Origin of the sequence: Actinomadura scrupuli (genome assembly GCF_050971785.1) — a bacterium.
GTDB classification, from domain to species: Bacteria; Actinomycetota; Actinomycetes; order Streptosporangiales; family Streptosporangiaceae; genus Actinomadura_E; species Actinomadura_E scrupuli.
Genome location: NZ_JBPCCU010000011.1, coordinates 74,449 through 97,310, shown reverse-complemented (window position 1 = coordinate 97,310; position 22,862 = coordinate 74,449). Strand labels below are relative to the sequence as shown.

24 protein-coding genes are annotated in these 22,862 nt (G+C 71.0%); 16 read left to right on the top strand and 8 right to left on the bottom strand.

Going from position 1 to position 22,862, the window contains the following annotated elements; all coding sequences use genetic code 11:
- Window positions 1-180: 180 nt before the first annotated feature.
- The 4 genes from ACRYCC_RS36495 to ACRYCC_RS36480 all read left to right on the top strand — a co-directional run bounded on the left by ACRYCC_RS36495 (window position 181) and on the right by ACRYCC_RS36480 (window position 5,411).
- Entirely contained in the window at window positions 181-1,521 is a 1,341-nt protein-coding gene (locus tag ACRYCC_RS36495) for an ammonium transporter (protein WP_433818608.1), read from the top strand.
- Complete coding sequence (locus tag ACRYCC_RS36490; protein ID WP_433818606.1) at window positions 1,518-1,856, top strand: P-II family nitrogen regulator; 339 nt, start codon at window positions 1,518-1,520, stop codon at window positions 1,854-1,856. Before ACRYCC_RS36495 ends, ACRYCC_RS36490 begins: the two co-directional genes overlap by 4 nt.
- A 253-nt stretch (window positions 1,857-2,109) precedes the next feature.
- A complete protein-coding gene (locus tag ACRYCC_RS36485) occupies window positions 2,110-4,410 on the top strand; it encodes a [protein-PII] uridylyltransferase (RefSeq protein WP_433818605.1) in 2,301 nt (766 codons plus the stop codon).
- A gap of 98 nt (window positions 4,411-4,508) precedes the next feature.
- Window positions 4,509-5,411, top strand: a complete 903-nt coding sequence (locus ACRYCC_RS36480; protein ID WP_433818603.1) for an SGNH/GDSL hydrolase family protein — start codon at window positions 4,509-4,511, stop codon at window positions 5,409-5,411.
- A gap of 53 nt (window positions 5,412-5,464) precedes the next feature.
- On the opposite strand, the gene ACRYCC_RS36475 is transcribed toward ACRYCC_RS36480, so the two are convergent.
- Window positions 5,465-6,418: an AraC family transcriptional regulator gene (locus tag ACRYCC_RS36475; RefSeq protein WP_433818601.1), complete on the bottom strand. Its 954-nt coding sequence runs from the start codon at window positions 6,416-6,418 to the stop codon at window positions 5,465-5,467.
- Between the two features lie 93 nt (window positions 6,419-6,511).
- Here ACRYCC_RS36475 and ACRYCC_RS36470 point away from each other — a divergent pair, with 93 nt between their 5' ends.
- Window positions 6,512-7,075, top strand: coding sequence for an anthrone oxygenase family protein (locus ACRYCC_RS36470; protein ID WP_433818599.1), 564 nt, complete (start codon window positions 6,512-6,514; stop codon window positions 7,073-7,075).
- A 381-nt stretch (window positions 7,076-7,456) separates the two neighbouring features.
- Here ACRYCC_RS36470 and ACRYCC_RS36465 read toward each other — a convergent pair whose 3' ends face one another.
- From ACRYCC_RS36465 to ACRYCC_RS36455, 3 genes are all read right to left on the bottom strand, one after another.
- Window positions 7,457-7,963 (bottom strand): DinB family protein, encoded by a 507-nt coding sequence (locus ACRYCC_RS36465; protein WP_433818597.1) that lies wholly within the window; start codon window positions 7,961-7,963, stop codon window positions 7,457-7,459.
- 72 nt (window positions 7,964-8,035) lie between these two features.
- Complete coding sequence (locus ACRYCC_RS36460; protein ID WP_433818595.1) at window positions 8,036-8,236, bottom strand: DUF397 domain-containing protein; 201 nt, start codon at window positions 8,234-8,236, stop codon at window positions 8,036-8,038.
- Entirely contained in the window at window positions 8,233-9,000 is a 768-nt protein-coding gene (locus ACRYCC_RS36455; RefSeq protein ID WP_433818593.1) for a helix-turn-helix domain-containing protein, read from the bottom strand. The genes ACRYCC_RS36460 and ACRYCC_RS36455 overlap by 4 nt, the downstream gene beginning before the upstream one ends.
- Window positions 9,001-9,182: 182 nt before the next feature.
- Between ACRYCC_RS36455 and ACRYCC_RS36450 the strand changes: the two genes are divergently transcribed.
- Window positions 9,183-9,611, top strand: a complete 429-nt coding sequence (locus ACRYCC_RS36450) for an ATP-binding protein (protein WP_433818591.1) — start codon at window positions 9,183-9,185, stop codon at window positions 9,609-9,611.
- 192 nt (window positions 9,612-9,803) lie between these two features.
- On the top strand, window positions 9,804-10,415 hold the full coding sequence (locus ACRYCC_RS36445; RefSeq protein ID WP_433818589.1) for a Uma2 family endonuclease: 612 nt from the start codon (window positions 9,804-9,806) through the stop codon (window positions 10,413-10,415).
- A gap of 48 nt (window positions 10,416-10,463) precedes the next feature.
- Here ACRYCC_RS36445 and speB read toward each other — a convergent pair whose 3' ends face one another.
- Entirely contained in the window at window positions 10,464-11,477 is a 1,014-nt protein-coding gene (speB, locus tag ACRYCC_RS36440) for an agmatinase (protein ID WP_433818587.1), read from the bottom strand.
- A gap of 303 nt (window positions 11,478-11,780) precedes the next feature.
- Here speB and ffh point away from each other — a divergent pair, with 303 nt between their 5' ends.
- The 9 genes from ffh (at window position 11,781) to ACRYCC_RS36395 (ending at window position 19,113) form a co-directional block, all read left to right on the top strand.
- Complete coding sequence (ffh, locus tag ACRYCC_RS36435) at window positions 11,781-13,343, top strand: signal recognition particle protein (RefSeq protein ID WP_433818585.1); 1,563 nt, start codon at window positions 11,781-11,783, stop codon at window positions 13,341-13,343.
- A gap of 290 nt (window positions 13,344-13,633) precedes the next feature.
- Window positions 13,634-14,143 (top strand): 30S ribosomal protein S16, encoded by a 510-nt coding sequence (rpsP, locus tag ACRYCC_RS36430; RefSeq protein WP_433818583.1) that lies wholly within the window; start codon window positions 13,634-13,636, stop codon window positions 14,141-14,143.
- A gap of 1 nt (window position 14,144) precedes the next feature.
- Window positions 14,145-14,387 (top strand): RNA-binding protein, encoded by a 243-nt coding sequence (locus ACRYCC_RS36425; RefSeq protein WP_433818581.1) that lies wholly within the window; start codon window positions 14,145-14,147, stop codon window positions 14,385-14,387.
- A 4-nt stretch (window positions 14,388-14,391) separates the two neighbouring features.
- Window positions 14,392-14,895 carry a ribosome maturation factor RimM gene (gene rimM, locus ACRYCC_RS36420; RefSeq protein WP_433818579.1) on the top strand — a complete coding sequence of 168 codons (504 nt, stop codon included), beginning with the start codon at window positions 14,392-14,394 and terminating at the stop codon, window positions 14,893-14,895.
- A gap of 102 nt (window positions 14,896-14,997) precedes the next feature.
- Window positions 14,998-15,783: a tRNA (guanosine(37)-N1)-methyltransferase TrmD gene (gene trmD, locus ACRYCC_RS36415; RefSeq protein ID WP_433818577.1), complete on the top strand. Its 786-nt coding sequence runs from the start codon at window positions 14,998-15,000 to the stop codon at window positions 15,781-15,783.
- A gap of 130 nt (window positions 15,784-15,913) precedes the next feature.
- On the top strand, window positions 15,914-16,264 hold the full coding sequence (gene rplS, locus ACRYCC_RS36410; RefSeq protein ID WP_433818575.1) for a 50S ribosomal protein L19: 351 nt from the start codon (window positions 15,914-15,916) through the stop codon (window positions 16,262-16,264).
- Window positions 16,265-16,426: 162 nt separating this feature from the next.
- Window positions 16,427-17,632, top strand: coding sequence for a signal peptidase I (gene lepB, locus ACRYCC_RS36405; protein WP_433818573.1), 1,206 nt, complete (start codon window positions 16,427-16,429; stop codon window positions 17,630-17,632).
- 149 nt (window positions 17,633-17,781) lie between these two features.
- Window positions 17,782-18,756, top strand: a complete 975-nt coding sequence (locus ACRYCC_RS36400; RefSeq protein ID WP_433818571.1) for a ribonuclease HII — start codon at window positions 17,782-17,784, stop codon at window positions 18,754-18,756.
- A gap of 45 nt (window positions 18,757-18,801) precedes the next feature.
- On the top strand, window positions 18,802-19,113 hold the full coding sequence (locus ACRYCC_RS36395; RefSeq protein ID WP_433818570.1) for a DUF2469 domain-containing protein: 312 nt from the start codon (window positions 18,802-18,804) through the stop codon (window positions 19,111-19,113).
- 77 nt (window positions 19,114-19,190) lie between these two features.
- Here ACRYCC_RS36395 and dprA read toward each other — a convergent pair whose 3' ends face one another.
- From dprA to ACRYCC_RS36380, 3 genes are read right to left on the bottom strand one after another with little or no spacing between them, the layout of a single operon-like run.
- Window positions 19,191-20,462 (bottom strand): DNA-processing protein DprA, encoded by a 1,272-nt coding sequence (dprA, locus tag ACRYCC_RS36390; protein ID WP_433818568.1) that lies wholly within the window; start codon window positions 20,460-20,462, stop codon window positions 19,191-19,193.
- Window positions 20,459-22,021, bottom strand: coding sequence for a YifB family Mg chelatase-like AAA ATPase (locus tag ACRYCC_RS36385; protein WP_433818566.1), 1,563 nt, complete (start codon window positions 22,019-22,021; stop codon window positions 20,459-20,461). Before ACRYCC_RS36385 ends, dprA begins: the two co-directional genes overlap by 4 nt.
- A gap of 2 nt (window positions 22,022-22,023) precedes the next feature.
- Window positions 22,024-22,425, bottom strand: coding sequence for a YraN family protein (locus ACRYCC_RS36380; RefSeq protein ID WP_433818564.1), 402 nt, complete (start codon window positions 22,423-22,425; stop codon window positions 22,024-22,026).
- Between the last annotated feature and the right edge of the window lie 437 nt (window positions 22,426-22,862).

Genomic DNA, 22,862 nt, shown 5'->3' with positions numbered 1-22,862 from the left:
CCGATGAAAATTGGGAACTCTCCCGAGTGGAACGTGCCAGTTGTGAAGGATATGAAACATATTCGAAACACCCGGTGATGTGGTTTCACACCACCGAAACACGAGAGCCTCGTAGGTGAAACCGCGACACCGGAATCTCTGAGCAGTCCAAAAACCGCGTCAGGGAGGACTCTCTCCGAGATGAAGATCGATACCGGTACGACAGCGTGGATGATCGCGGCCACCGCGCTCGTCCTGCTGATGACGCCAGGCCTGGCGTTCTTCTACGGTGGCATGACCCGGGCCAAGAGCGTGCTCAACATGATGATGATGTCGTTCGTCAGCATCATCACGGTGACCATGGCGTGGGTCCTCTACGGCCACGCGTTCGCGTTCGGCACGAACGGCAACGACACGCTGAACAAGGTCATCGGTGGCGTCAAGGAGGTCGGGCTGCAGAGCCTGATCGACACCGCCACCAAGGCGGACGGCTCCGGTATGCCGAGCCTGGTGTTCTCCGCGTTCCAGCTGACGTTCGCCATCATCACCGTGGCCCTCATCAGCGGTGCCGTCGCGGACCGTACCAAGTTCGGCGCCTGGGTGATCTTCTCGGTCGCGTGGGCGACGCTGGTCTACTTCCCCGTGGCCCACTGGGTCTGGGGCGGCGGCTGGCTGACGCAGTGGGGCGTAGAGGACTTCGCCGGCGGCACCGTCGTCCACGTCAACGCCGGTGCGGCGGGCCTGGCACTCGCGTTCGTGCTCGGCAAGCGCAAGGGCTGGCCGAAGGAGCCGATGCGGCCGCACAACCTCGGCTACACGCTGCTGGGCGTCGGGCTGCTGTGGTTCGGCTGGTTCGGTTTCAACGCCGGTTCCGAGCTCGCCGTCGACGGCACCGCGGCCCTGGCGTTCATGAACACCCAGATCGCGACCGCCGCCGCCGCGGGTGCCTGGATCATCGTCGAGAAGCTCCGTGACAAGCACTCGACCTCGCTGGGCGTCGCCTCGGGTGCCGTCGCGGGCCTGGTGGCCATCACTCCGGCCTGCGGTTTCATCGACCCCTGGGCCGCCGTGGTGCTCGGTGCCCTGGCCGGTGCGATCTGCGCCTACGCGGTCGGCCTGAAGTACAAGCTGAACTACGACGACTCGCTCGACGTGGTCGGCGTCCACCTGGTGGGCGGCCTCATCGGCGCCGTCTCGCTGGGCATCCTGTCCCGCTACCCGGTGGCGGACACCAAGCAGGGCCAGGGCGTCCTCTACGGTGACCACAGCCTCCGGCAGCTGGGCCTGCAGGCCCTCGCCCCGGTGGTCATCGGCCTGTACTCCTTCCTCATGGCGTGGATCATCGGCAAGATCATCGACAAGACGATCGGCTTCCGGGTCAGCGAGGACGACGAGGTCGCCGGCATCGACATCGCCGTGCACGCGGAGAGCGCGTACGACCTCGCTCCCGGACACAGTGGCAGCGGAACCCTGGCCGCGGTCACGGCAGCCTCGGCCTCGGCCGCGGAGGCAAAGGCGACGAAGGTGGAGGCGGACGCATGAAGCTGATCACAGCGGTCATCAAGCCGTTCAAGCTCGATGACGTGAAGGCCGCCCTGGAGACCTTCGGGGTCAAGGGGCTGACGGTCAGTGAGGCCAGCGGCTACGGCCGTCAGAAGGGCCACACCGAGGTCTACCGCGGCGCGGAGTACAAGGTCGACCTGGTGCCGAAGCTCAAGGTCGAGGTCCTCGTGGACGACGAGGAGGCCGAGGACGTCCTGGACGTCGTGGTCAAGGCCGCTCAGACCGGCAAGATCGGTGACGGCAAGGTCTGGAGTGTCCCGGTCGACACGGTGATCCGGGTCCGTACCGGAGAGACCGGCGCCGAGGCGCTCTGAACGCACGCTGTGTGATCGGGGGAGAGACCGACCGCCGGACGCGAAACCGGACAGAGGGCGCCCTGAGCCCAATCCCTGCCGTGATCATGCAATCGATCGACGATCGATTGCATGATCACGAAGGGAATGGGCTCGGGGCGCTCTTTCGCTCGTGGAGGGAAACATCTCGGTAACGGCACCGTGACATGCTCGGGAGACACGGTGTGGACGGCCGGACACAGGCGCGATCGCCCGGGGGGTGAAAGGAGAGCTGGTGCACAACGAAGCGATGGCGCCCGGTACCGCTGAGCCGTCGGAGGAGGCCGGGCACGCGCCCGACCGCTCGGTCCGCGCCCGCCGGCAGCGCCAGGGCGCCCGGACGGCGCGCGCCGACGAGCTGGACCGCTGGCTGGCGGGGCTGCTCGGCGCGGAGCCCGGCGTCGCGCTGATCGCGGTGGGCAGCCACGCCCGCAGGGAGCTCACCCCCGGAGGCGACCTGGACCTGGTGCTGCTGCACCGCGGCCGGGCGGACGTCGCCGAGCTCGCCGACCGCATCTGGTACCCCGTCTGGGACTCCGGGATCCGGCTGGACCATTCGGTCCGTACCCTCACCGAGGCCCGCGCGGTCGCCCGGGACGACATGAAGGCGGCGCTGGGCCTGCTCTCGGCCCGCCGGATCGCCGGTGACCACACGCTGGCCGACGAGCTGCGCACGGCCGTCCTGGCGGACTGGCGGGCGGACGCGCGGCGGCGGCTGGCCGAGCTCGCCACGATGACCCGCGAGCGCTGGGCGGAGCAGGGTGAGCTGGCGTTCCTGCTGGAGGGGGACGTCAAGGACTCCCACGGCGGGATGCGCGACGTGCACGTCATGAGCGCCGTCGCCGCCTCCTGGGTGGCGCCCGCGCCGGACCGGCGGGTCCGGGACGCCTACGAGCTGCTGCTGGACGTACGGCACGCCCTGCACGAGGTGACCGGGCGAGCCTCCGACCGGCTCGTCCTGCAGGAGCAGGAGACGATCGCGCACGCCCTTGGGCTGCTGGACGCCAACGTGCTGCTGCGCGCCATCGCCGAGGCGGCGCGCACCGTGACCTATGCCGCCGACATCCTGTGGCGGCACGTCGACCGGTTCTGCGCGCCCGCCGGCCGGGCCGAGCGCAGGCCGCTGGCCGACGGCGTGGTCGAGCAGGCCGGCGAGGCGGTGCTGGCCCGGGGCACCGACGCGACCGACCCCACGCTGGTGCTGCGGGTGGCCGCGGCCGCCGCCCAGGCCGGGCTGCCGCTGGCCCCCGCCACCGTCGAGCGGCTCGCCGAGAAGTCCGCGCCGATGCCGGTTCCGTGGCCGGCCGAGGCCCGGGACGCCCTGGTCGGGCTGCTCGGCGCCGGACCGCCCGCGATCGCGGTGTGGGAGGCCCTGGACCAGGCCGGGCTGATCGTACGGCTGCTGCCGGACTGGGAGCGGGTGCGCAATCGCCCGCAGCGCAACGCGGTGCACCGCTTCACCGTCGACCGGCATCTGGTGGAGTGCGCGGCCGGCGCCGCCGGCATGACCCGTGACGTCGCCCGCCCCGACCTGCTGCTCGTCGGCGGGCTGCTGCACGACATCGGCAAGGGCTGGCCCGGCGACCACTCCCGCAGCGGCGCGGTCGTCGCCCGGGACCTGGGTATCCGGATGGGGTTCGGCCCGTCCGACGTGGACGTCCTGGAGACGCTGGTCCGGCACCACCTGCTGCTGCCCGACATGGCCACCCGGCGCGACCTCGACGACCCGGTCACCATCGAGACGGTCGCCAAGAGCGTCGGCAGCCACGAGGTGCTCGAGCTGCTGGCCGCGCTGGCCGGCGCCGACGCGCACGCCACCGGGCCGGCCGCGTGGAGCCCCTGGAAGGCCGGTCTGATCGCCGAGCTGGTGCGGCGGGTGGACGCGGTGCTGGCCGGCGGGGCACCACCGCGCACCCCGGAGCCGACCGCGGAGCAGCTTGCGCTGATCCGGCACGGCGGCGCCGCCGTACGGATCGCGGGCGCCCGGGTGACCGTGGCCGCCGCCGACCGGCCGGGGCTGCTCTGGCAGGCCGCGGGGGTGCTCGCCCTGCACCGGCTCGTCGTGCGGACGGCCCGTGCCATCGTCCCCGCCAACGGTGTGGAGGGCACCCCGGCGGTGATCGAGTTCACCGCCGTACCGGAGTACGGCACCCCACCCGACCCGGCCGCGCTCGAGGCAGACCTGCGGCGGGTGCTGGCCGGCCGGCTCGACGTCGCCGCCCGGCTGGAGCGGCGGGCCGCCTCCATGCGGGTCCGGCGCGGCGTCACCGTGCCGCCGCCCCGGGTCACCATCGTGGGGGACGCCTCGGAGACGGCCACCGTCGTGGAGGTACGGGCGCACGACCGGCCGGGCCTGCTCTGGCGGATCGGCCGGGCCCTCGGCGACTGCGGACTGCAGGTGCGCGCCGCCCAGGTCGACACCCTCGGAGCCGACGCCGTCGACGTCTTCTACGTCGTGGACGGGGAGGGCAAACCGGTCGGCGACCCAGAGGAGCTGGCCCGGATCCGCGAGCACGTTCTCGACGCCCTGCGCTGAGCCGCGGTCCCTCTGGCGCCGGGAGCCTGCGGGGCGCACACTCGCGGTGAGCCGCGTGGCCGCCCGGCCCGCGGGTGCCGCGCGCGGGTGGAGGAACGATGGGCGGATGTCGTCCGGGCGGGACGGCCATCGCCGCCCTGACCGTGCTGACCGTGCTGGGCACCGTGCTGGGACTGGTCATGGCACCTCCGCCGGCCGCCGCGGATCAGGACGGCGGCGTCTATGTCGCACTCGGCGACTCCTTCGCCGCTGGCCCGCTCATCCCGGCCCAGACCACGCTGACGTGCCTGCGATCCGACCGGAACTATCCGCAGGTGCTGGCCCGGCGGCTCCAGGTCCGCGTGTTCCGGGACGTCAGCTGCGACGGCGCGGGCACCCCCGACATGACCTCGCCGCAGCACCGGTCGCTCCTCGGGCTGACGCTGCCGGACGCGCCGCCGCAGTTCGACGCGCTGTCGGCGGACACCACCCTGGTCACCCTGACCATCGGGGGAGGCGACACCGGCCTGGTCGGCGTGGCCCAGAACTGCCTCAACCTGCTCCCCGAACCCTGGGGCAAGCCCTGCGTGGAGCGCTACACGCAGGGCGGCACCGACCAGGTGGCGGCCAGGATCGAGGCCTTCGGCCCGAAGCTCGGCACGGTACTGGACCAGATCCACATCCGCGCGCCGCAGGCCCGTGTGGTCGTCACCGGGTACGGGACGTACATCAGGCAAGGCGGCTGCTGGCCCCGGCAGCCCTTCCTCGCCCAGGACGCCGACTTCCTCCAGGGCAGCGTGGCGCGGCTCAACCGGGTCATCGCCGAGCAGGCCGCCGGGCACGGGGCCGGCTACGTCGACCTGGCGACCCCGGGGATCGGGCACGACTCCTGCGGGGCGCCCGGCACCAAGTGGCTGGAGGGGGTCGTCCCCACCGCCATCGCCGCGCCCCTGCATCCCAACGCGCTGGGGATGGCCAACTTCGCCCGCATCATCGGCGACCGGATCCAGGCCGAGTCCTAGCGGGCACCTCCCGGCGGCACCCGGCCGTGCCGGGGCGGGCTCGCCGTCGGCCGTCAGGTCCCGGTGGTGCCGGTCCGGTGCTGCTGCGGGCTGACCCCGTGGACGCGTTTGAAGGCGGTGCTGAGCGCGAAGGCGCTGCCGTACCCGACCTGCCGGGCCACGGCGCCGATGGTGGCCTCCGGACGGCGCAGCAGGTCGGCGGCGAGGGCGAGCCGCCAGCCCGTGAGGTAGGTCATGGGCGGCTCGCCGACCAGCGCGGTGAAGCGCCGGGCCAGGGCCGCGCGGGAGACACCCGTCTTGGTGGCCAGGGTGGCCACCGTCCAGGGGTGCGCCGGGTCGTCGTGCAGCAGCCGCAGCGCCTGGCCGGCCACCGGGTCGCTCAGCGCCCGGTACCAGGCGGGCGCCTCGGCCTCCGGCCGGGAGAACCACGCCCGCAGGACGGCGATGAGCAGGAGGTCGAGGAGCCGGTCGAGCACGACCTCCTGGCCCGGCTCGTCCTTGACGATCTCGTCGCCGAGCAACCGGACCAGGGGAGAGTCCCAGGCCTCGCGGGGGAGGACGAGCAGGGCCGGCAGCGCCGCCAGCAGCCGACGGTTGATCTCACCGCTCATCTGGTAGGTACCGACCAGCATCTCCGCCGAGCCGTCCAGGCCGGTGCCCCAGGTACGGACGCCCAGGGTCATCTCCTGGTGCAGGTCCACCCCCTCCGGGGTGGTGCACCGCTGCCCGGGGTGGATCACGATCTGCGGCGGGGTGGCCGGATCGTCGGCGACCACGTACGGGTCCGGGCCGCGCATGATCGCGATGTCCCCCGAGCGCAGCCGTACGGGCTCACCGGCCCGGCCCGCACTCTCGGGAACCGCCCACGCGTGGCCGCGCACCACGGCGACGAGGCTGAGCGGCGCCCGGTCCTGGATGCGCAGGGACCAGGGCGGGTCCATGATCGCGCGGAGCAGGAACGCTCCCCGGGCCCTCGGCCCGTCCAGCAGGCCGGCGAGTGCGTCCACGCGCCTCAGCGTAGACGCGCGTGGCGCGCCCGGGTAGACGCACGCACATGGAGCCGAGCCTTTCAGCCATGGCCCGTCTCATCGCCTCGTTGCTTGACTGACGGCATGTTCCACCCGCCGACGCACGTCCTGGAGAACGCGATGTCACAGCTCCTGCGAGGTCCCACACTGATCGCAGCCACGATGACCATGGGACTGATGGCCGGCCTGTTCACGGCCTTCGCCTACTCGGTCATGCCGGGCCTGCACCGGACCGGCGACCGTACCTTCGTGGAGGCGATGCAGCGGATCAACGTGGCCATCCTCAACGGCTGGTTCTTGATCGCCTTCCTCGGCGCGCTGGTGTTCACCGCCCTCGCCGTGGTGTTCCATCTCGGTGACGGCAGGCGGTCCGTCCTGCCCTGGGCGGTGGCCGCGCTGGTCCTGTACGCGGCGGTACTGGTGATCACTATGAGGATCAACGTGCCGCTCAACGACCGGCTCAACGGTGCCGGCTCCCCGGACAAGATCCCTGACCTCGCCGCCGTACGCCAGCACTTCGAGACGAAGTGGGTCTACTGGAACATCGTCCGGGCGGTGGCGTCCACGGCCGCGTTCGGCTGCCTCACCTGGGCCCTGGTGCTGTACGGGCGCATCTCCGCCCCGCCCGGGTCGTGAGCAGACTCGGGCCGTGGGCAGACGTGGTGATCGTCTGTTTCTGGAGCGGCGGCCGGTGCTGTCTCCGCGTTGCATTGCCCTGACCACCGATACGCGGCCGCGGGTCACTCGGCCGGCGGCTGCGCAGGGGCTGCGCGGGGCTGCGCGGGGTTGTGCGGGGTTGTGCGGGGTTGTGCGGGGTTGCGCGGGGTTGCGCGGGGTTGCGCAGCTCCTAGGCAGCCCGCCCAAGAGGCGTGCCGGCCGCGTGGGGGTGGTCAGGGCAAATGCCATGCGAGGAGGCCCCCCCGGCGCCGGAGACGGGCCTACCTCTTCCAAGGCTTCCAAGGCGACGTCACCGTCGCCTCGATCCGGCTCTGGCTCCGACCCTGATCTCCGCCGGATCTAGTCGCCGGTCGTGCCGTCGAGCATCTCGCGCAGGATGTCCAGGTGGCCGTTGTGGCGGGCCGTCTCCTCGGTGAGGTGAAGGAGAATCCAGCGCAGGTCGACATGGAGGCCGTCGCGGACGGCTCGCTTGGCCTGGCTGTCCAGGCCGTTCCCGGCGACCAGTTCGCGGTAGCGGGCGCTCTGTTCGGTGTATTCGTCGAGCAACTGCGTGAGCGGGAAGTCGACGGCGATACGCATCTCGCGGTCAGGGTCCTCCTCGGTCCAGGGACCCTGGTCTTCCTCACCGAGGAAGACCACCTGGAACCAGTAGTACTCGACCCAGCGGAGGTGGTTGATCACTCCGCTCATGGTCATCAGTGGTGAGCCCGGCAGGAGCGCCTTGCGGGCGTTCTCCGCAGAGACGCCATCGCACTTGGCGCGGGCGGTGTCCCGTGTGTAGTCGAGAAACGTGGTGAGCTGGGTGCGCTCGTCCCACGCGGGCGGCGTGTCGTCGATTCTGGTCATCGCGCGAAGCATCCCCGATCATCGCGACCGATGTCGATGCATTTATCGACGGGCTCATCCCGCTCCACCAGCTCAGAGGTCCAGATCGCCGGACTTGATGGTGGTCAGGAGGGCGGCGAGCCGGGGCAGGGTGAGTTCAAGGACGGGGCCGGGGACGTTCTTGCTGTCGCGGATGCCGATGGTGGTGGGTGTGGCGGCGAGTTCGACGCAGTTCCCGTAGTCGTCGTTGCTCCGGCTGCTCTTGCGCCAGCGGGCGACCGAGAAGTCAGTCATAGACTCTCCCGAATTTCTTTGATCAGCCGTGCGGTGTCCTCGGAGGGTAGGGCCACGGATCTGATGAGATCGTACGTCTCCATGAACCGGGCGAGGATACGGCGATCGTTGATGAATTGATCCGTGCCTCTTATGCCCTCTACGTAGGCGATATCGCCGCCCTCATCGAAAGTCATGAGAGTGAAGCCGACCGTCAAGCCGGCATGGGCGGCGGTCCGGGCCGGGACCACCTGGACGGTGATGTGATTCCTGGCCATGGCTTCCTGGACCTTGCCGAGCTGTTCTCGCATGACCTCGGCTCCGCCGACCATGCGACGAAGCGCCATCTCATCGAGGATCGCCAGAAGGCGAGGCGGGTTCTTCCGATCGAGGATCGTCTGCCGCCGTAGTCGTTCGGCGACGATTTCCTCGACGCCGCTGGCGTAGTGCCCCGCCAACACCAGCGTGCGGGCGTATGCCTCGGTCTGAAGCAGGCCGGGGATGAGTGTCGGTACGTTCACTTTGATCGTGGCGGCGGTCTCCTCGTGGTCGGCGAGGTTGCGGGCGGGGCCGGGGATGCGTTCCTTGGCCAGGACGGGCTGGTGTTCGGTGAAGTACGGAGCCGTACCGAAGGCGGCGTCGAGCAACTCGGCGATGCGGAGGTCGGGTGCGCGGGTGCCCAGCTCCAGTTTCGACACGTGGTCGCCGGTGCACGAGATGCGGGTGCCGAGCTCGGGCTGGGTCCAGCCATGCGCCTCCCGCAGGCTGCGGATCTTCCAGCCCACCAGGGCGGCGAGCGACTCGCGGGGATCGATCGGCTTGGGGGGACGGCCCATGGCGCTTCCTCGTTTCCGGTCACCGGGCGTTGGCCGCTAATTGTGCCCATCAGATTACTCCGGGTGAACGACACTCCGAGTGGATGAACACTGAGGTGACCCACGCAGGGCCCGGACCGAGGACGGAACGAATGACCACGACGACGGCGGGACGGCCAGGCCGTGAAGCACATGAGTTCAGCACGAGCCTGACGGCGACCCCCGCGGCGATCCGCCTGCTCCGGGACCTGACCCGGGTGCAGCTGCGCGCCTGGGACCTGCCCTGGCTCGTCGACGACGCCCGGCTGGTGGTCAGCGAGCTGGGCACCAACGCGCTCGCCGCGGCCCCGGGCGCCGTCATCGAGTTCAGGCTGTTCACCGAGCCCGAGGCGCTGGTGGTCGAGCTCTGGGACCCCTGCCTCGCCGCGCCCGTACGCAGGACCGCCCGGGAGGAGGACACCGGCGGGCGCGGACTGGAGATCGTCGAGTCGCTGGCCGAGGCCTGGGGCGCAAGGTTCCCCGGCAAGGGCGGCAAGACGGTCTGGGCGCGGCTCCCCAGCACGGCCCGCGAGCCTCGGTGAGGGTGATCCCTTCCCGGGTGGTGGTCGTTCAGGGGCGTCCGGGCAGCGCGTGGATGATGTCGTAGTCCGACGAGAGTGGCACCCGGCCCGGCGGCGGTGATGGTCTCCGGCTCCCGGCGCTCGTTCTGGGTACGCTGAAAGCGTTCAGTGCGTACGATGTCACGGTCCGTTGCGAGGAAGGTACGGAGTGCCATGAGCGGAGGAGGTCCGGCCCGTGACGTCGCCTGTGGCCCCTACACGGTCCGGGACCTGGATGCCCTACCGGAGGGTGGCAAGGGATTCGAACTCGAGGACGGATGGCTGATCGAGTTGTCTCCGAGTCCCTGGCAGAACTGGGCCGGTCAGCGGCTGTCGCGCATCATCGAAGAAGCCGCCGCAGAGGCGGGTGCCGAGGTGTTCGTCGGGGTCGGCGGAGAGTGGGAGATCGGTACCCCGGCCGGGATCCGCAAGCCCGGCACCTTCGTGGTGCCCCGGGAAGTGGCTCGTGCCGCGATCGAGGAAAGATCGCTCCGGCAGATCCCCGGCAGGGAACTGCTGTTCGTGGCGGAGGTCGTTTCGCCCGGCAGTGGCAGCGAGCGCACCGACCGGGTCCGCAAGGTGAGCGAGTACGCGGCGCTCGGTGTTCCGCAGTACTGGATCGTGGACCTGGAGCCGCATCCGCGCGTACGGCTGCTCGACCTGCACGGTGACGCCTACCAGCAGGTGGGCTTGATCGAGGCCGGCACGGTCGTGACCGCGGTGCTGGAGGCGGACAAGCCCGTCACCGTGACCTTCGACCCGGCCGACCTGGCGCGGTTCGCCTGACCGGCGACTCGGCACGGCCCGGCTTGCCGCGGCACGGCTCGATCCAGGTCAGCGGCCGTCCAGGAGGGGGCGGGCGGGGTCCCAGGTGGTGCCGTTCTCCGCGTCCAGCCGGCGGCGCGCGATACCGGACAGCGCTTCGAGGACGACGCGGTTGCCGAGGTAGGCGGTGATGTCGGCGTGGTCGTACGGCGGCGCGACCTCGACGATCTCCAGGCCGACGACCGGCAGTTCGTAACAGATCCGGCGGACCGAGTCGAGGAGCTGACGGGCCGACAGGCCGCCCGGCTCGGGGGTGCCGGTGCCGGGGGCGTGACCCGGGTCGCAGACGTCGATGTCGACGGAGAGGTAGACCCCGTCGCACTCGTCCAGCGCGATGGCGAAGGACTCGGTCAGGCAGTGCTCCAGGCCCCGGGTGACGATCTCGGTCATCTCGTACGAGCGCATCCGCTGTGCCGCCATCCAGTCGAGCGTCTCCGGCCCCGGCCAGTAGCCCCGCAACCCGATCTGCAGGAACCGGTCGCCGCGGATCGCGCCGGACTCGATCAGGCGGCGCATCGGCTGGCCGTGCCCGTACAGATGGCCGAACTCGATGTGGCCGGTGTCGGCGTGCGCGTCGAAGTGCACCATCGACACCCGGCCGAAGCCATGGTGGCGGGCGACGCCCCGGGCGTCCGGCAGCGCGATGGTGTGGTCGCCGCCGAGCACCAGCGGGATCGCCCCCGACGCGGTGATCGTGTACACCGCCTCCTCGATGGCCGCGATGCTGGTCTCGATGTCACCGGAGTAGCACTCGACGTCCCCGGCGTCGTACACCCGCAGGTCACGGAGCCCGTCCACGCGCAGCGCCAGGCTGGGCCGCGACCCGTCGTGCGGCAGGTAGCACGCCTCGCGCAGCGCCTTGGGGCCGAAACGCGCGCCCGGCCGGTTGGACGTGCCGCCGTCGAAGGGCGCGCCGAGGATGACGACGTCCGCGTCCGCGTACGACTCCGGCTCCTCGAGATCGCACCGGTCCACGCCGAGGAAGGTGATGTCTGGGCCGAACATCGCGCCGTACCTGGTCATGTCGCCGACACTACGGACGGGCGGCCCGGCGCCGCGAGTTCCGCACTGTAAGGAGCGGCACCGGGTTGTGTACACAGCGGACGGAGCCGGGCGGCGGCGGGCCCTCACTCCGCCTCACCCCGCCGTGATCAGGCAATCAATCGACGAACGATTGCATGATCACGGAGGGATGGGCGGGGGGAATGGGCGGCGGATGGGTCGTGCCGGTCGGTTTCGGCTCGGCTTTGGCCGGACGCAGGCCCGGATTCACCCGATACCCTGGACGCTCAGGATCCCTGAAGCTTTCTAGGACGGTCAGGACACGTGTTCGAGACGCTTTCCGACCGGTTGACAACGGTCTTCTCATCGCTGCGCAGCAAGGGCAAGCTCTCCGAGGCGGACATCAACGCGACCACGCGTGAGATCCGGGTCGCCCTGCTCGAGGCCGACGTGGCGCTGCCCGTCGTCAAGGACTTCATCGACCGGATCAAGGAGCGGGCGCGCGGCGTCGAGGTCTCCCAGGCGCTGAATCCGGCTCAGCAGGTCGTCAAGATCGTCAACGAGGAGCTCATCGAGATCCTCGGCGGCGAGACCCGGCGGGTGCGCTACGCCAAGAGCCCGCCGACCGTGATCATGCTCGCCGGTCTGCAGGGCGCCGGTAAGACCACGCTGGCGGGGAAGCTGGCCCGCTGGTTCAAGGGCGAGGGGCACACGCCGCTGCTGGTCGCCTGTGACCTGCAGCGGCCCAACGCCGTCCAGCAGATCCAGGTGCTCGGTGAGCGCGCCGGGGTCGCGGTGTACGCGCCCGAGCCCGGCAACGGCGTCGGCGACCCGGTCGGGGTGGCCCGCGGCTCCATCGAGCACGCCCGGCGCTCCCAGCACGACGTCGTGATCGTCGACACCGCGGGCCGGCTCGGCATCGATGCCGAGATGATGCAGCAGGCCGCCGACATCCGCGACGCCGTACGGCCGCAGGAGATCCTGTTCGTCGTCGACGCCATGATCGGCCAGGACGCCGTCACCACCGCACAGGCGTTCGTCGACGGGGTCGGCTTCGACGGGGTCGTCCTCACCAAGCTCGACGGTGACGCCCGCGGTGGCGCCGCGCTGTCGGTCCGGCACATCACCGGCCGGCCGATCATGTTCGCGTCGACCGGTGAGAAGCTCGAGGACTTCGACGTCTTCCACCCCGACCGGATGGCCGGCCGGATCCTCGACATGGGTGACATCCTCACCCTGATCGAGCAGGCGGAGAAGGCGTTCGACGCCGACCAGGCCGCCAGGATGACCTCGAAGTTCGCCTCCGGCGGCGACTTCACCCTCGAGGACTTCCTCGAGCAGATGATGATGATCCGCAAGCTCGGCCCGATCGGGAACCTGCTCGGCATGCTGCCCGGCATGGGCCAGATGCGACAGCAGATCGACCAGATCGACGACAAGGACCTCGACCGCGTCGCGGCCATCATCCGCTCGATGACCCCCCAGGAACGCTCCGAGCCCAAGATCCTCAACGGCTCCCGGCGGGCCCGGATCGCCCGCGGCTCGGGCGTCACTGTGGGCGAGGTCGCCGCACTGGTCACCCGGTTCTTCGACGCGCAGAAGATGATGCGCCAGATGGCCGGCGGCATGGGCGGCATGGGAATCCCCGGCATGCCGGGCGGGCGCCGTAAGCCCGCCAAGGCGAACAAGCCCAAGAAGGGCAAGCAGCGCAGCGGTGACCCGCGCAAGCGGGCCGGCAACTCCCAGCAGCCGCAGCCCTCCGCGGAGCCGCAGGGGCTGCCCCCGGCGCTCGGCGGCGGCCTGCCGGGCGGGCTGCCCGGCCAGCTGCCGCCCGGCTTCCAGATGCCCGACCTGAGCAAGTTCCAGGGCCGGCCCAGGAAGAAGTGACGGCCGACCCCTCCGGTGGCCGTGGCGACGCGGCCGCCGGGGGGATATGTCCGGCGAAGAGGCCGACTGCCGCCCCGGGGAACACGGACCGCGATTCCCGGTAGCGCGTTGTCGCCGGTCGATTGCGACTTCGGGCCGATCGTCTGGCACAATGGCCACCTGGAAACCCGAACCGCGAGGGGCCCTCTCAACCTCCGCCGGTCCGGTGTCCATGGAGCGTCCCCGCCCCGGTGTTCCCCACCTGGTTCGGACATCGCTCCCACGTGTCAAGTCTGGAGAACACCACACCCGTGGCAGTCAAGATCAAGCTCAAGCGTCTGGGGAAGATCCGGAACCCGCAGTACCGGATCGTCGTCGCCGACTCCCGCACCAAGCGGGACGGCCGTGCCATCGAGGAGATCGGCAAGTACCACCCGAAGGAGGAGCCCTCGCTCATCGAGGTCGACTCCGAGCGGGCTCAGTACTGGCTGGGCGTCGGCGCGCAGCCGACCGACCCGGTCCGCGCCCTCCTCAAGGTCACCGGCGACTGGCAGAAGTACAAGGGCGAGCCCGGTGCCGAGGGGACCCTGAAGGTCGCCGAGCCCAAGGCGGACAAGAAGGCGGTCTTCGAAGCCGCCGTCAAGGCCACCATGGGCGACGAGGTCGCCGCGCAGCCCAAGGCCAAGAAGAAGGCAGAGCCGAAGAAGGCCGATGCCAAGAAGGCCGACGAGCCCAAGGGCGAGCCGGCCACCGAGGCCAAGTCCGCCGAACCGGCGGCCGAGGCCACCACCGACGAGACTGAAGCCAAGAGCGAGGCCTAAAGTGCTCGAAGAAGCGCTCGAGCACCTGGTCCGTGGCATCGTCGACAATCCCGACGATGTCCAGGTGCACGCCAAGCGGATCCGGGGTGGCCGGGTCCTCGAAGTGCGTGTTCACCCTGAGGACCTCGGCAAGGTCATCGGCCGCAGCGGTCGTACCGCCAAGGCACTCCGTACCGTGATCGGTGCCCTCTCCGGGGGCCGGTATGTGCGCGTGGACCTGCTCGACGTCAACGAGGTCCGCTGACGACATGCAACTCGTTGTGGGGCGGGTCGGCCGTCCGCACGGTCTTCGTGGAGAGGTCACGGTGGACGTCCGTACGGACGACCCCGATGACCGGTTCGCACCGGGAACGGTGCTCGCCACGGAGCCGGCGGCGTCCGGCCCGCTCGTCGTCGAGCAGGCGCGCTGGCATTCCGGCACGTTGCTCGTGCGCTTCGAAGGCAGCGATGACCGCACCACCGCGGAGGAACTGCGCGGCACGGTGCTGGTCATCGACTCTGAAGAACTCCCGCCGATCGACGACCCCGAGGAGTTCCGGGACCACGAGCTGATCGGGCTCACCGTGGTGACCGTCGAGGGCGCCGAGGTCGGCGTCCTGCGGGAGGTCCGCCACTCCGGTCAGGATCTGCTGGTGGTCGACCGCCCCTCCGGCGAGGAGGCGCTCGTGCCGTTCGTCGCGGCCATCGTCCCCGAGGTCGACGTCACCGGCGGCCGGATCGTCATCAACCCGCCCCCCGGCCTGCTCTCCTAGAGCGCGGGCCGCTCGCGCCAGTGCAGGCGGTGTTCGTATGCGGTTTTCGTACGCCGTGAGGTCGTACGCGGTGTTCGCCTGGGGCCCGCCCGAGGTGTGCCCATGAGATTCGACATCATCTCCATCTTCCCCGAGTACTTCGGGCCGCTCGACGTCTCGCTGCTGGGCAAGGCCAGGCAGCGCGGGGTGGTGGACCTGCGGGTCCATGACCTGCGCGAGTGGACCTACGACAAGCACCACCGGGTCGACGACACCCCGTACGGCGGCGGCCCCGGCATGGTCATGAAGCCCGAGCCCTGGGGCGCGGCGCTGGACGAGATCGCCCCACCCGCCGAGGTCATGCCGAGACTGGTCGTGCCCACTCCCAGCGGGCGCCCCTTCACCCAGGCGCAGGCCGTGGCGTTCGCCCGGGAGCCCTGGCTGGTGTTCGCCTGCGGCCGATACGAGGGCATCGACTCGCGCGTCGTCGAGGACGCCCGCGAGAGGATGCCCGTCGACGAGGTCGCCATCGGCGACTACGTGCTGGCCGGCGGCGAGGTGGCCGTACTGGTCATGATCGAGGCGATCAGCCGGCTGCTGCCGGGAGTGCTCGGCAACGCGGAGTCGGTCTCGGACGACTCCTTCGCTCCTGGGCGGATGGAGGCGCTGCTCGAAGGACCCGTCTACACCAAGCCCCCGGTCTGGCGGGACCGCGCCATTCCGGAGATCCTGCTGTCCGGGCACCATGCCGCCATCAGCCGGTGGCGGCGTGATCAGGCGCTCCGCCGGACCGCCCAGAATCGCCCGGAACTGGTGGCCACCCTCGCCCCCGAGACGCTCGACAAGCGTGATCGTCAGGTGCTCGATGAGGCCGGTTTCCCAGTGGACGGCGAACCTACGGTACGCTAAGGCGTCGCCCTGCTTCTTGGCAGCGGGCACGTCACGACTTCCCAGAAACACCCACTTGTGCGACGTGATGCCCCCATGTGATCGGTTCGGGGCCTCTCATGTTCGCGGTTGACGACGAGGAAACGCAGTCATGCACACCCTGATCCAGGAGATCGAGACGGCCGCGATGCGTGCCGACGTCCCGGAGTTCCGCCCGGGCGACACGCTCAAGGTGCACGTACGTGTCACCGAGGGCAACCGGAGCCGGATCCAGGTCTTCCAGGGCGTGGTGATCCGGCGGCAGGGCGGCGGCTCGCGCGAGACCTTCACCGTCCGCAAGATCAGCTACAGCGTCGGCGTCGAGCGGACCTTCCCGCTCAACAGCCCGTCGATCGACCACATCGAGGTCGTGACCCGAGGCGACGTCCGCCGCGCCAAGCTCTACTACCTGCGTAACCTGCGCGGCAAGGCCGCCCGCATCAAGGAGAAGCGCGACTTCTGAGCCGCCTTTCCGTAGCGTCGCCGAACGCCCTGGTCCTCCTCGTGACGGACCAGGGCGTTCCGCTCGCCGGTGGCACCGTACGCCGCAGAAGTGTGATCTTGCCGGGAGGCGACACGCCTCTCCGGGAAGTCCCCGGCCCGGCGCGGTTATAGGCTCAACGGGATGACGGATGATGACCAGGTGACGGGGGAGTCGCCCGCCTCGCGCGGCGCCGGGAAGCCCGCGGCAGCTGAGAACGATCGGAGAGACGTGCGTTCCGAAGCCGAGGGCGCACTGCCCGACGAGAAGCGGACCGAGACCTCCAGCGGCGAGTCCGGCGAGTCCGGCTCCTCTGCGGCCTCGCCCGCGGCCGAGTCCGGGATCTCCGAACCGGAGGTGTCGCCGTCGCCCTCCGATGACGCAGCCCGCCGCGATGAACCGGCCGACGCCGGTGACCCGGGTGACGGGTCCGGCTCCGGCTCCGATGAGCCGGCTGAACCCGAAGAGGCCCAGGACACCGAGGGCTCCGGAACCGGCAAGGGGTCCGGGACCGGCAAGGGGCCGGAGAACGCGGAGGAAACCGCGGAGGACTCCGCGAAGGACAAGAAGCAGGGCTCCTTCTGGCGCGAGCTGCCGGTGCTGATCGGCGTCGCCCTGGTGCTCGCCCTGGTCATCAAGTCCTTCGCTGTCCAGGCGTTCTACATCCCGTCGCAGTCGATGGAGAACACGCTCAAGATCGGCGATCGCGTCCTCGTCAACAAGATCGTTTATCACACCCGGGACATCCACCGCGGGGACGTGGTGGTCTTCAACGGGGTGGACTCGTGGGACCCCGAGGTGAACGTCGAGGAGCCCACCAACCCGCTGACCAAGGTGCTGCACGCGGTCGGCAGCGCGTTCGGGGTGGTCCCGGGGGAGAAGGACTACATCAAGCGGGTCATCGGCGTCGGGGGTGACCACGTGAAGTGCTGCAACGCCCAGGGCCGGATCACGGTCAACGGGCAGCCGATCGACGAGACGTCGTACCTGTACACCGACCCCGTCACCAGGCAGCAGAACGTTCCCTCGGACCGGCCCTTCGACATCACGGTGTCCAAGGGCCGGCTGTGGGTGATGGGCGACCACCGCGAGGTGTCCGCGGACTCGCGGGCGCACCTGGGCGACGCCGGGGGCGGGACGATCGGCACCGACCGGGTCATCGGGCGGGCCTTCGTCGTGGTGTGGCCGGTCGACCGCTGGAAGACGCTGCCGATCCCGGAGACCTTCGACCAGCCCGCGCTGGCGGACGCGGCCCTGCCCGGGGCCCCGCTGGCGCTCGGCTTCGCCGGAGCGCTCCCCCTCACATGGCTACGTCGCCGCCGCCGCTCGTCGAGCCGTTCGCCGGGCTGAGGCCGTCGCTCGTCGTGCGGGTGGTGTTGTGCTCAACCTGCTCTGGCTGAACCTCTTGGCGCTGGTGAGCCGATCTTCGGCCTGAGCGCTGCTCTTCGCCCTGAGAGAAGTGCTCCGCACCGGGCGTTTTGCGACGTACGCTGCGGAGCGTGAGTTGGGCGATGAGCGTGCGACGGCCGCCGAGGTTCACCCCCCGGCGTGACGCCGGTCTGTACGGCTTCGAGCGTGCCCTGGAGCACGGCGGATTCGATCTTGTCGCGGGCGTGGACGAGGCCGGCCGGGGAGCCTGCGCGGGCCCGCTGGTGGTGGCCGCCGTCATCCTGCGGCCCGGCCGGCGCGGTGAGATCGAGGGGCTCGCCGACTCCAAGCTCCTCACGCCGCGGCGCCGGGAGGAGATCTACGCCGAGGTCGTGGCCCGAGCGCTGGCCTGGAGCGCGGTCGTGATCCCCTGCGAGGAGATCGACAGGATCGGCCTGCACCGGTGCAACATCGCCGGAATGCGGCGCGCCGTGACCCGGCTGGAGACCCGGCCGGCCTATGTGCTCAGCGACGGGTTCCCGGTGCCGGGCCTGGAGGTGCCCGCGCTCGCCGTGACCAAGGGCGACCGCGTCGCTGCCTGCGTGGCCGCCGCCTCGGTGGTCGCGAAGGTGACCAGGGACCGGCTGATGGTCGAACTGCACGACCGGTTCCCGGCGTACGGTTTCCATGTGCACAAGGGCTACATCACCCCGGAACACTCGGCGGCGCTCGCGGCACACGGGCCCTGTCCGCAGCACCGCTTCTCGTTCGTGAACGTCGCCCGCCTGACCGGCGCGCAGACCGGCGGGCCCCTGGTGGAGGGGACGACGGCCGGTGGACCGCCGGGGGAGGGGACACCGGCCGAGGGAATGTCGCCGGACGAGGTGCCGGCCGACGCCGTGCAGGCCGAGGGAACGCCCGAAGGAGGGATCCCCGAGAGCGTTGCCGGGAAGCCAGAGGATGATCAGCAGTCGGCCGGGACGCCGGAGGACGGACGGCGAGCGGTGGAGGCCGGTATGCAGGACAATGGAGCAGGGGCCGTCGGGAGGGCCGACGGAAATGGCGCAACTCTCCGGGGAGTCGCCGAACGGGCAGGAGTTGCCTGAGCCGGTGAGAGGGAGAGCCATGGGCCTGGAGAGGCGATTTCGATCATGAGTGCAGAGGATCTCGAGAAATACGAGACCGAGATGGAGCTGCAGCTCTACCGGGAGTACCGCGACGTCGTCGGTCTCTTCGCTTACGTCGTCGAGACCGAGCGCCGCTTCTACCTGACCAACTCGGTGGATCTTCAGGTGCGCAGCACCGACAACGGTGAGACCTTCTTCGACGTCACGATGCAGGACGCCTGGGTGTGGGACATGTATCGCCCGGCGCGCTTCGTCAAGAACGTCCGGGTGGTCACCTTCAAGGACGTGAACGTGGAGGAACTCGCCAAGAGCGATCTGGAGCTCCCGAGCAACTGAGCCGTCGCCCCGCGCCCGGCCGTGATCTCCCGATTCGGCCCGGAGGGGCCGCAAGATCATGGGGCAGGCGGCGGGCTTCACCATGGCGGTTCCGTGCCCGGCCTGCCGTCTCGCCGATCGGCGGGATCGCTGCCCGGATCGCCTCCGGGCTTGCCGTCTGATCCGGCACCTGACCTGCCGTCCGGCTTGCCGGTTCGGTTGCCGGTTCGTTTGCGGGGGAGCCGCCAGCCCTGTTCGCATCGTTCGACGAAGCCGGCCGCGGAGAGCAGACTGAGCCTGCTCCGCACCGTGTTGATGTCGATGCCGGCCGCCACCGCGATCTGAGCCGGTCCGGCCCCGGCTCGGGCCGGTATCGCGTCCAGGACCAGCAAGGACCCGGGATCGAGCTGATCTCTGGGCAGGACCGGTCCGCGTTGCTCCGGAGCGAGGTCCGCCCCGATCCGGCCGGCGGTCTCGATCACCTCGGCGGCGGTCGTCGCGCAGATCGCCAGGTCGTCGCGCAGCCATTTGTGACAGCCACGGGACATCAGCGAGGTCACCGGCCCGGGGACCGCCAGCACCGGCCGGTTCATCTGCCGGGCGTACTTCGCGGTGTTGAGCGCCCCGCTGCGCAGGTCCGCCTCCACCACCACGGTCGCCTTGGTGAGCGCCGCGATCACTCGATTGCGGACGAGGAAGCGCAGCCGGGTGGGGGTGATCCCGGGCGGCCACTCGCTGAGGAGAAGGGCCCGCCGCCCCACCTCCGCGAGCAGCACCTCGTTGCGCCGTGGATAGGTCACGTCGACGCCGTTGGCGAGCACCGCCACCGTCGGGCCGTCGGCGGCCAGCGCGCCCCGGTGCGCGGCGGCGTCGACGCCCAGGGCGCCGCCGCTGACGACCGTCCAGCCATGATTGGCGAGCTCGGCGGCCAGCTCCGTGGCCACCCGCTTGCCGTAGTCGGTTGCCGCTCTCGCTCCCACCACGGAGACCGAACGAAGACAGCCGTACCGCAGGTCTCCCGGGCCGCGCAGCCACAGCGCGTACGGCCTCCGGTCGCCGAGGTCGTCGAGCTGGGTGGGCCATTCCGGCTCCCCGGGGCAGATCATCCGGCCGCCGAGCCGCTCGCAGACCGTCAGGTCGGCCTCCGGGTCGGCGGCCGGCAACCGTACCCGCCAGCCCGCCAGGCGCTGGGCCAGCCGGTGTTCGTCCCGCCCGCCGACCAGCCCGGTGGGCACCCGCCCGGACGTGACGACCTTCACGGTGTCCAGCGGCCCGATCCGGACGACCAGCCGGCCCAGTAAGGCGTCTCCGGGCTCGGCGAGGTAGCACAACATGGCACGGGCCAGCCGCTCGTCGTAGGACACGGTCACGTGCTCGTCCCCTTCCAGAATCTCAGTGCCTCACTGACGTCGTAGGGGGCCGGGGCGTCGCGGCCGCCGAGGTCGGCCAGCGTCCACGCCACCCGCAGCACCCGGTCCAGCCCCCGGGCGCTCAGCGAGCCCTGCGTCAGCGCGTCGTCCACCGGCCACATGGACTCGCCCGGCGGCGCGAACCGCTTGCGCAGCTGGGTGCCGGGAACGTCGGAGTTGGCGCGCCACGGTGTGCCCGCCATGCGCTTCAGCGCCCGTTCGCGTGCCTCCAGCACCCTGGCCGCCACCACCGAGCTGGACTCGGCGGCCTCCAGGTCGTACCGGAGCTCGGCCCGGTTGGCCGGCTCCAGGGTGAGCTTGAGGTCGATCCGGTCGAGCAGCGGGCCGGAGACCCTGCCGAGGTAGCGGCTGCGCATCGCCGGAGAACAGACGCACTCCTGGGACTTGGCGGCGGCGCAGGGGCACGGATTGGCGGCCATGACCAGGGTGAACCGGGCCGGGAAACGGGTGCTCAGCCCGGACCGGTCGATCGACACCTCGCCGTCCTCGAGGGGCTGGCGGAGCGCGTCGAGGACCCCCCGGCCGAACTCGGGGGCCTCATCGATGAACAGCACGCCGTTGTGGGCGAGCGACACCGCACCCGGCCGGATCAGCCGGTTGCTGCCGCCCCCGACCATGGCCGCCCGGCTGGCGGAGTGGTGCGGGGCGTAGAAGGGCGCCCGCTCGATGAGCGGCTGGCCCGGCGGCAGCGTGCCCGCCACCGAGTGGATCGCGGTCGCCTCGAGTGCCGCGTCCCGGTCGAGCGGCGGCAGCAGGGTCGGAAGCCGCTCGGCCAGCATGGTCTTACCGCAGCCGGGCGGCCCCGTAAGCCACAGGTGATGTCCGCCCGCGGCGCTGATCTCCAGCGCCCTCCTGCCGTCGGGCTGGCCGCGCACGTCGGCGAGGTCGGCGAAGCCACGACGGGAGCCGGACCGGGCGGCCGACGCCGACCTGTCGGGGCCCCGCACCGGCGGGTCGGGGTCGTCCTCGTCACTCGCCGGCGGCGGCTCGTCGCGCAGCCGGCACAGCAGACCGCGCAGGCTGGTCGCGACGATCACGCGCAGCCCCGGCACCAGCTCGGCCTCCGCGGCGTTGGACCTGGGCACCACGACGGTGGTGTAGCCGGCGTCCGCCACACCCAGCAGGGCCGGCAGCACCCCGGGAACGCCCCGCACCCGGCCGTCAAGGCCCAGCTCACCGAGCATCACCACATCCGCGCACGCGGCCGCCGGCACGGCTCCGGCCGCGGCGAGGATGGCCACCGCGATGGAGAGATCGAAGCCCGACCCTCGCTTGGGGAGGCTCGCCGGACTGAGGCTGACGGTGGTGTGCCTGTTCGGCCAGCTCTCGCCGGCGTTCAGGATGGCCGCGCGCACCCGGTCGCGGGCCTCGCTGAGCGCCGCGTCCGGCAGCCCGACCAGGTGCAGGCCGGGAACACCGCAGGTGATGGCGGCCTCGACCGTGATCACGTGGCCATCGACCCCGACCAGGGCCACGGCGCGGGTCTTCGCCAGCGCCACGGTCAGCACACCTCCCTCAAATGATCGACGGCGAAGCCCTCGAGCTCCTCGTCGCCGCCGTGCCCGGTGGTGCCTCCGGTGGCGAGGAGGCCGATCACGTCGATCCGGATCGAGGCAGCGCGGACGCCGTGCTCGTCGGCCCAGCGCCCGGCGAGCCGCCGTAACCGTGCCGCCTTGACCGTGGTGATCGCCTCGACGGGCGTGCCGTAGGTCAGGCTGGAGCGGGTCTTCACCTCGCAGACGATGTGCCGGTGGCCGTCGTAGGCGACCAGGTCGAGCTCACCGTCGCGGCAGCGCCAGTTGCGATCGAGGATGGTCCAGCCGAGCCGCCGGGTCACATATCGGACCGCCGTCGCCTCGCCGCGGCGGCCGAGGGCGTCCTTCGGGTTGATCGGGGCGTCCATGCGCCTCACCTCCGCAATCGACGGTGCCGCGCGCATCCGGCCGCTGGTAAGCGAATCGGGTTCTGGGGATAACTCGGCGCGGCGGCAGCCGTGACCACCGCGAAACCGCCTCCGCCGACCGAGCCGATGCCCGCGCGGCGGAGTTCGGGCGTGCTTCGCACCCAGACGCCCAAAGCCCGACGGCGGGCAGTCCCGAAGGGCAACAGGCGGTGCCGGAGGCAGGTAGTGCCGAAGGGCAGGCAGTGCCGAAGGGCAGGCAGTGCCGAAAGGCAGGCAGTGCCGAAAGGCAGGCGGTGCCGGAGTCAGGCGGGTGCCGAAGGGTCAGCGGTGTGGGGTGCCGCGCCAGGGGTGGATCCGCCGGCCTCGACGGTAGGCACGTCGGTCGGCCTGGGCGTGGGCGGCTGCGGCCGGGTGGGGTGCGGGAGGGGGCGACGTGC

Coding starts and splice junctions, on each gene's coding strand:
- ACRYCC_RS36450 (WP_433818591.1), top strand. CDS start 9,183: ATGACCACGACGACGGCGGGACGGCCAGGCCGTGAAGCACATGAGTTC.
- speB (WP_433818587.1), bottom strand. CDS start 11,477: ATGACCAGGTACGGCGCGATGTTCGGCCCAGACATCACCTTCCTCGGC.
- trmD (WP_433818577.1), top strand. CDS start 14,998: ATGAGATTCGACATCATCTCCATCTTCCCCGAGTACTTCGGGCCGCTC.
- ACRYCC_RS36480 (WP_433818603.1), top strand. CDS start 4,509: ATGGGCGGATGTCGTCCGGGCGGGACGGCCATCGCCGCCCTGACCGTG.
- ACRYCC_RS36490 (WP_433818606.1), top strand. CDS start 1,518: ATGAAGCTGATCACAGCGGTCATCAAGCCGTTCAAGCTCGATGACGTG.
- rplS (WP_433818575.1), top strand. CDS start 15,914: ATGCACACCCTGATCCAGGAGATCGAGACGGCCGCGATGCGTGCCGAC.
- ACRYCC_RS36460 (WP_433818595.1), bottom strand. CDS start 8,236: ATGACTGACTTCTCGGTCGCCCGCTGGCGCAAGAGCAGCCGGAGCAAC.
- ACRYCC_RS36445 (WP_433818589.1), top strand. CDS start 9,804: ATGAGCGGAGGAGGTCCGGCCCGTGACGTCGCCTGTGGCCCCTACACG.
- ACRYCC_RS36395 (WP_433818570.1), top strand. CDS start 18,802: ATGAGTGCAGAGGATCTCGAGAAATACGAGACCGAGATGGAGCTGCAG.
- ACRYCC_RS36495 (WP_433818608.1), top strand. CDS start 181: ATGAAGATCGATACCGGTACGACAGCGTGGATGATCGCGGCCACCGCG.
- ACRYCC_RS36380 (WP_433818564.1), bottom strand. CDS start 22,425: ATGGACGCCCCGATCAACCCGAAGGACGCCCTCGGCCGCCGCGGCGAG.
- lepB (WP_433818573.1), top strand. CDS start 16,427: ATGACGGATGATGACCAGGTGACGGGGGAGTCGCCCGCCTCGCGCGGC.
- ACRYCC_RS36465 (WP_433818597.1), bottom strand. CDS start 7,963: ATGACCAGAATCGACGACACGCCGCCCGCGTGGGACGAGCGCACCCAG.
- rimM (WP_433818579.1), top strand. CDS start 14,392: ATGCAACTCGTTGTGGGGCGGGTCGGCCGTCCGCACGGTCTTCGTGGA.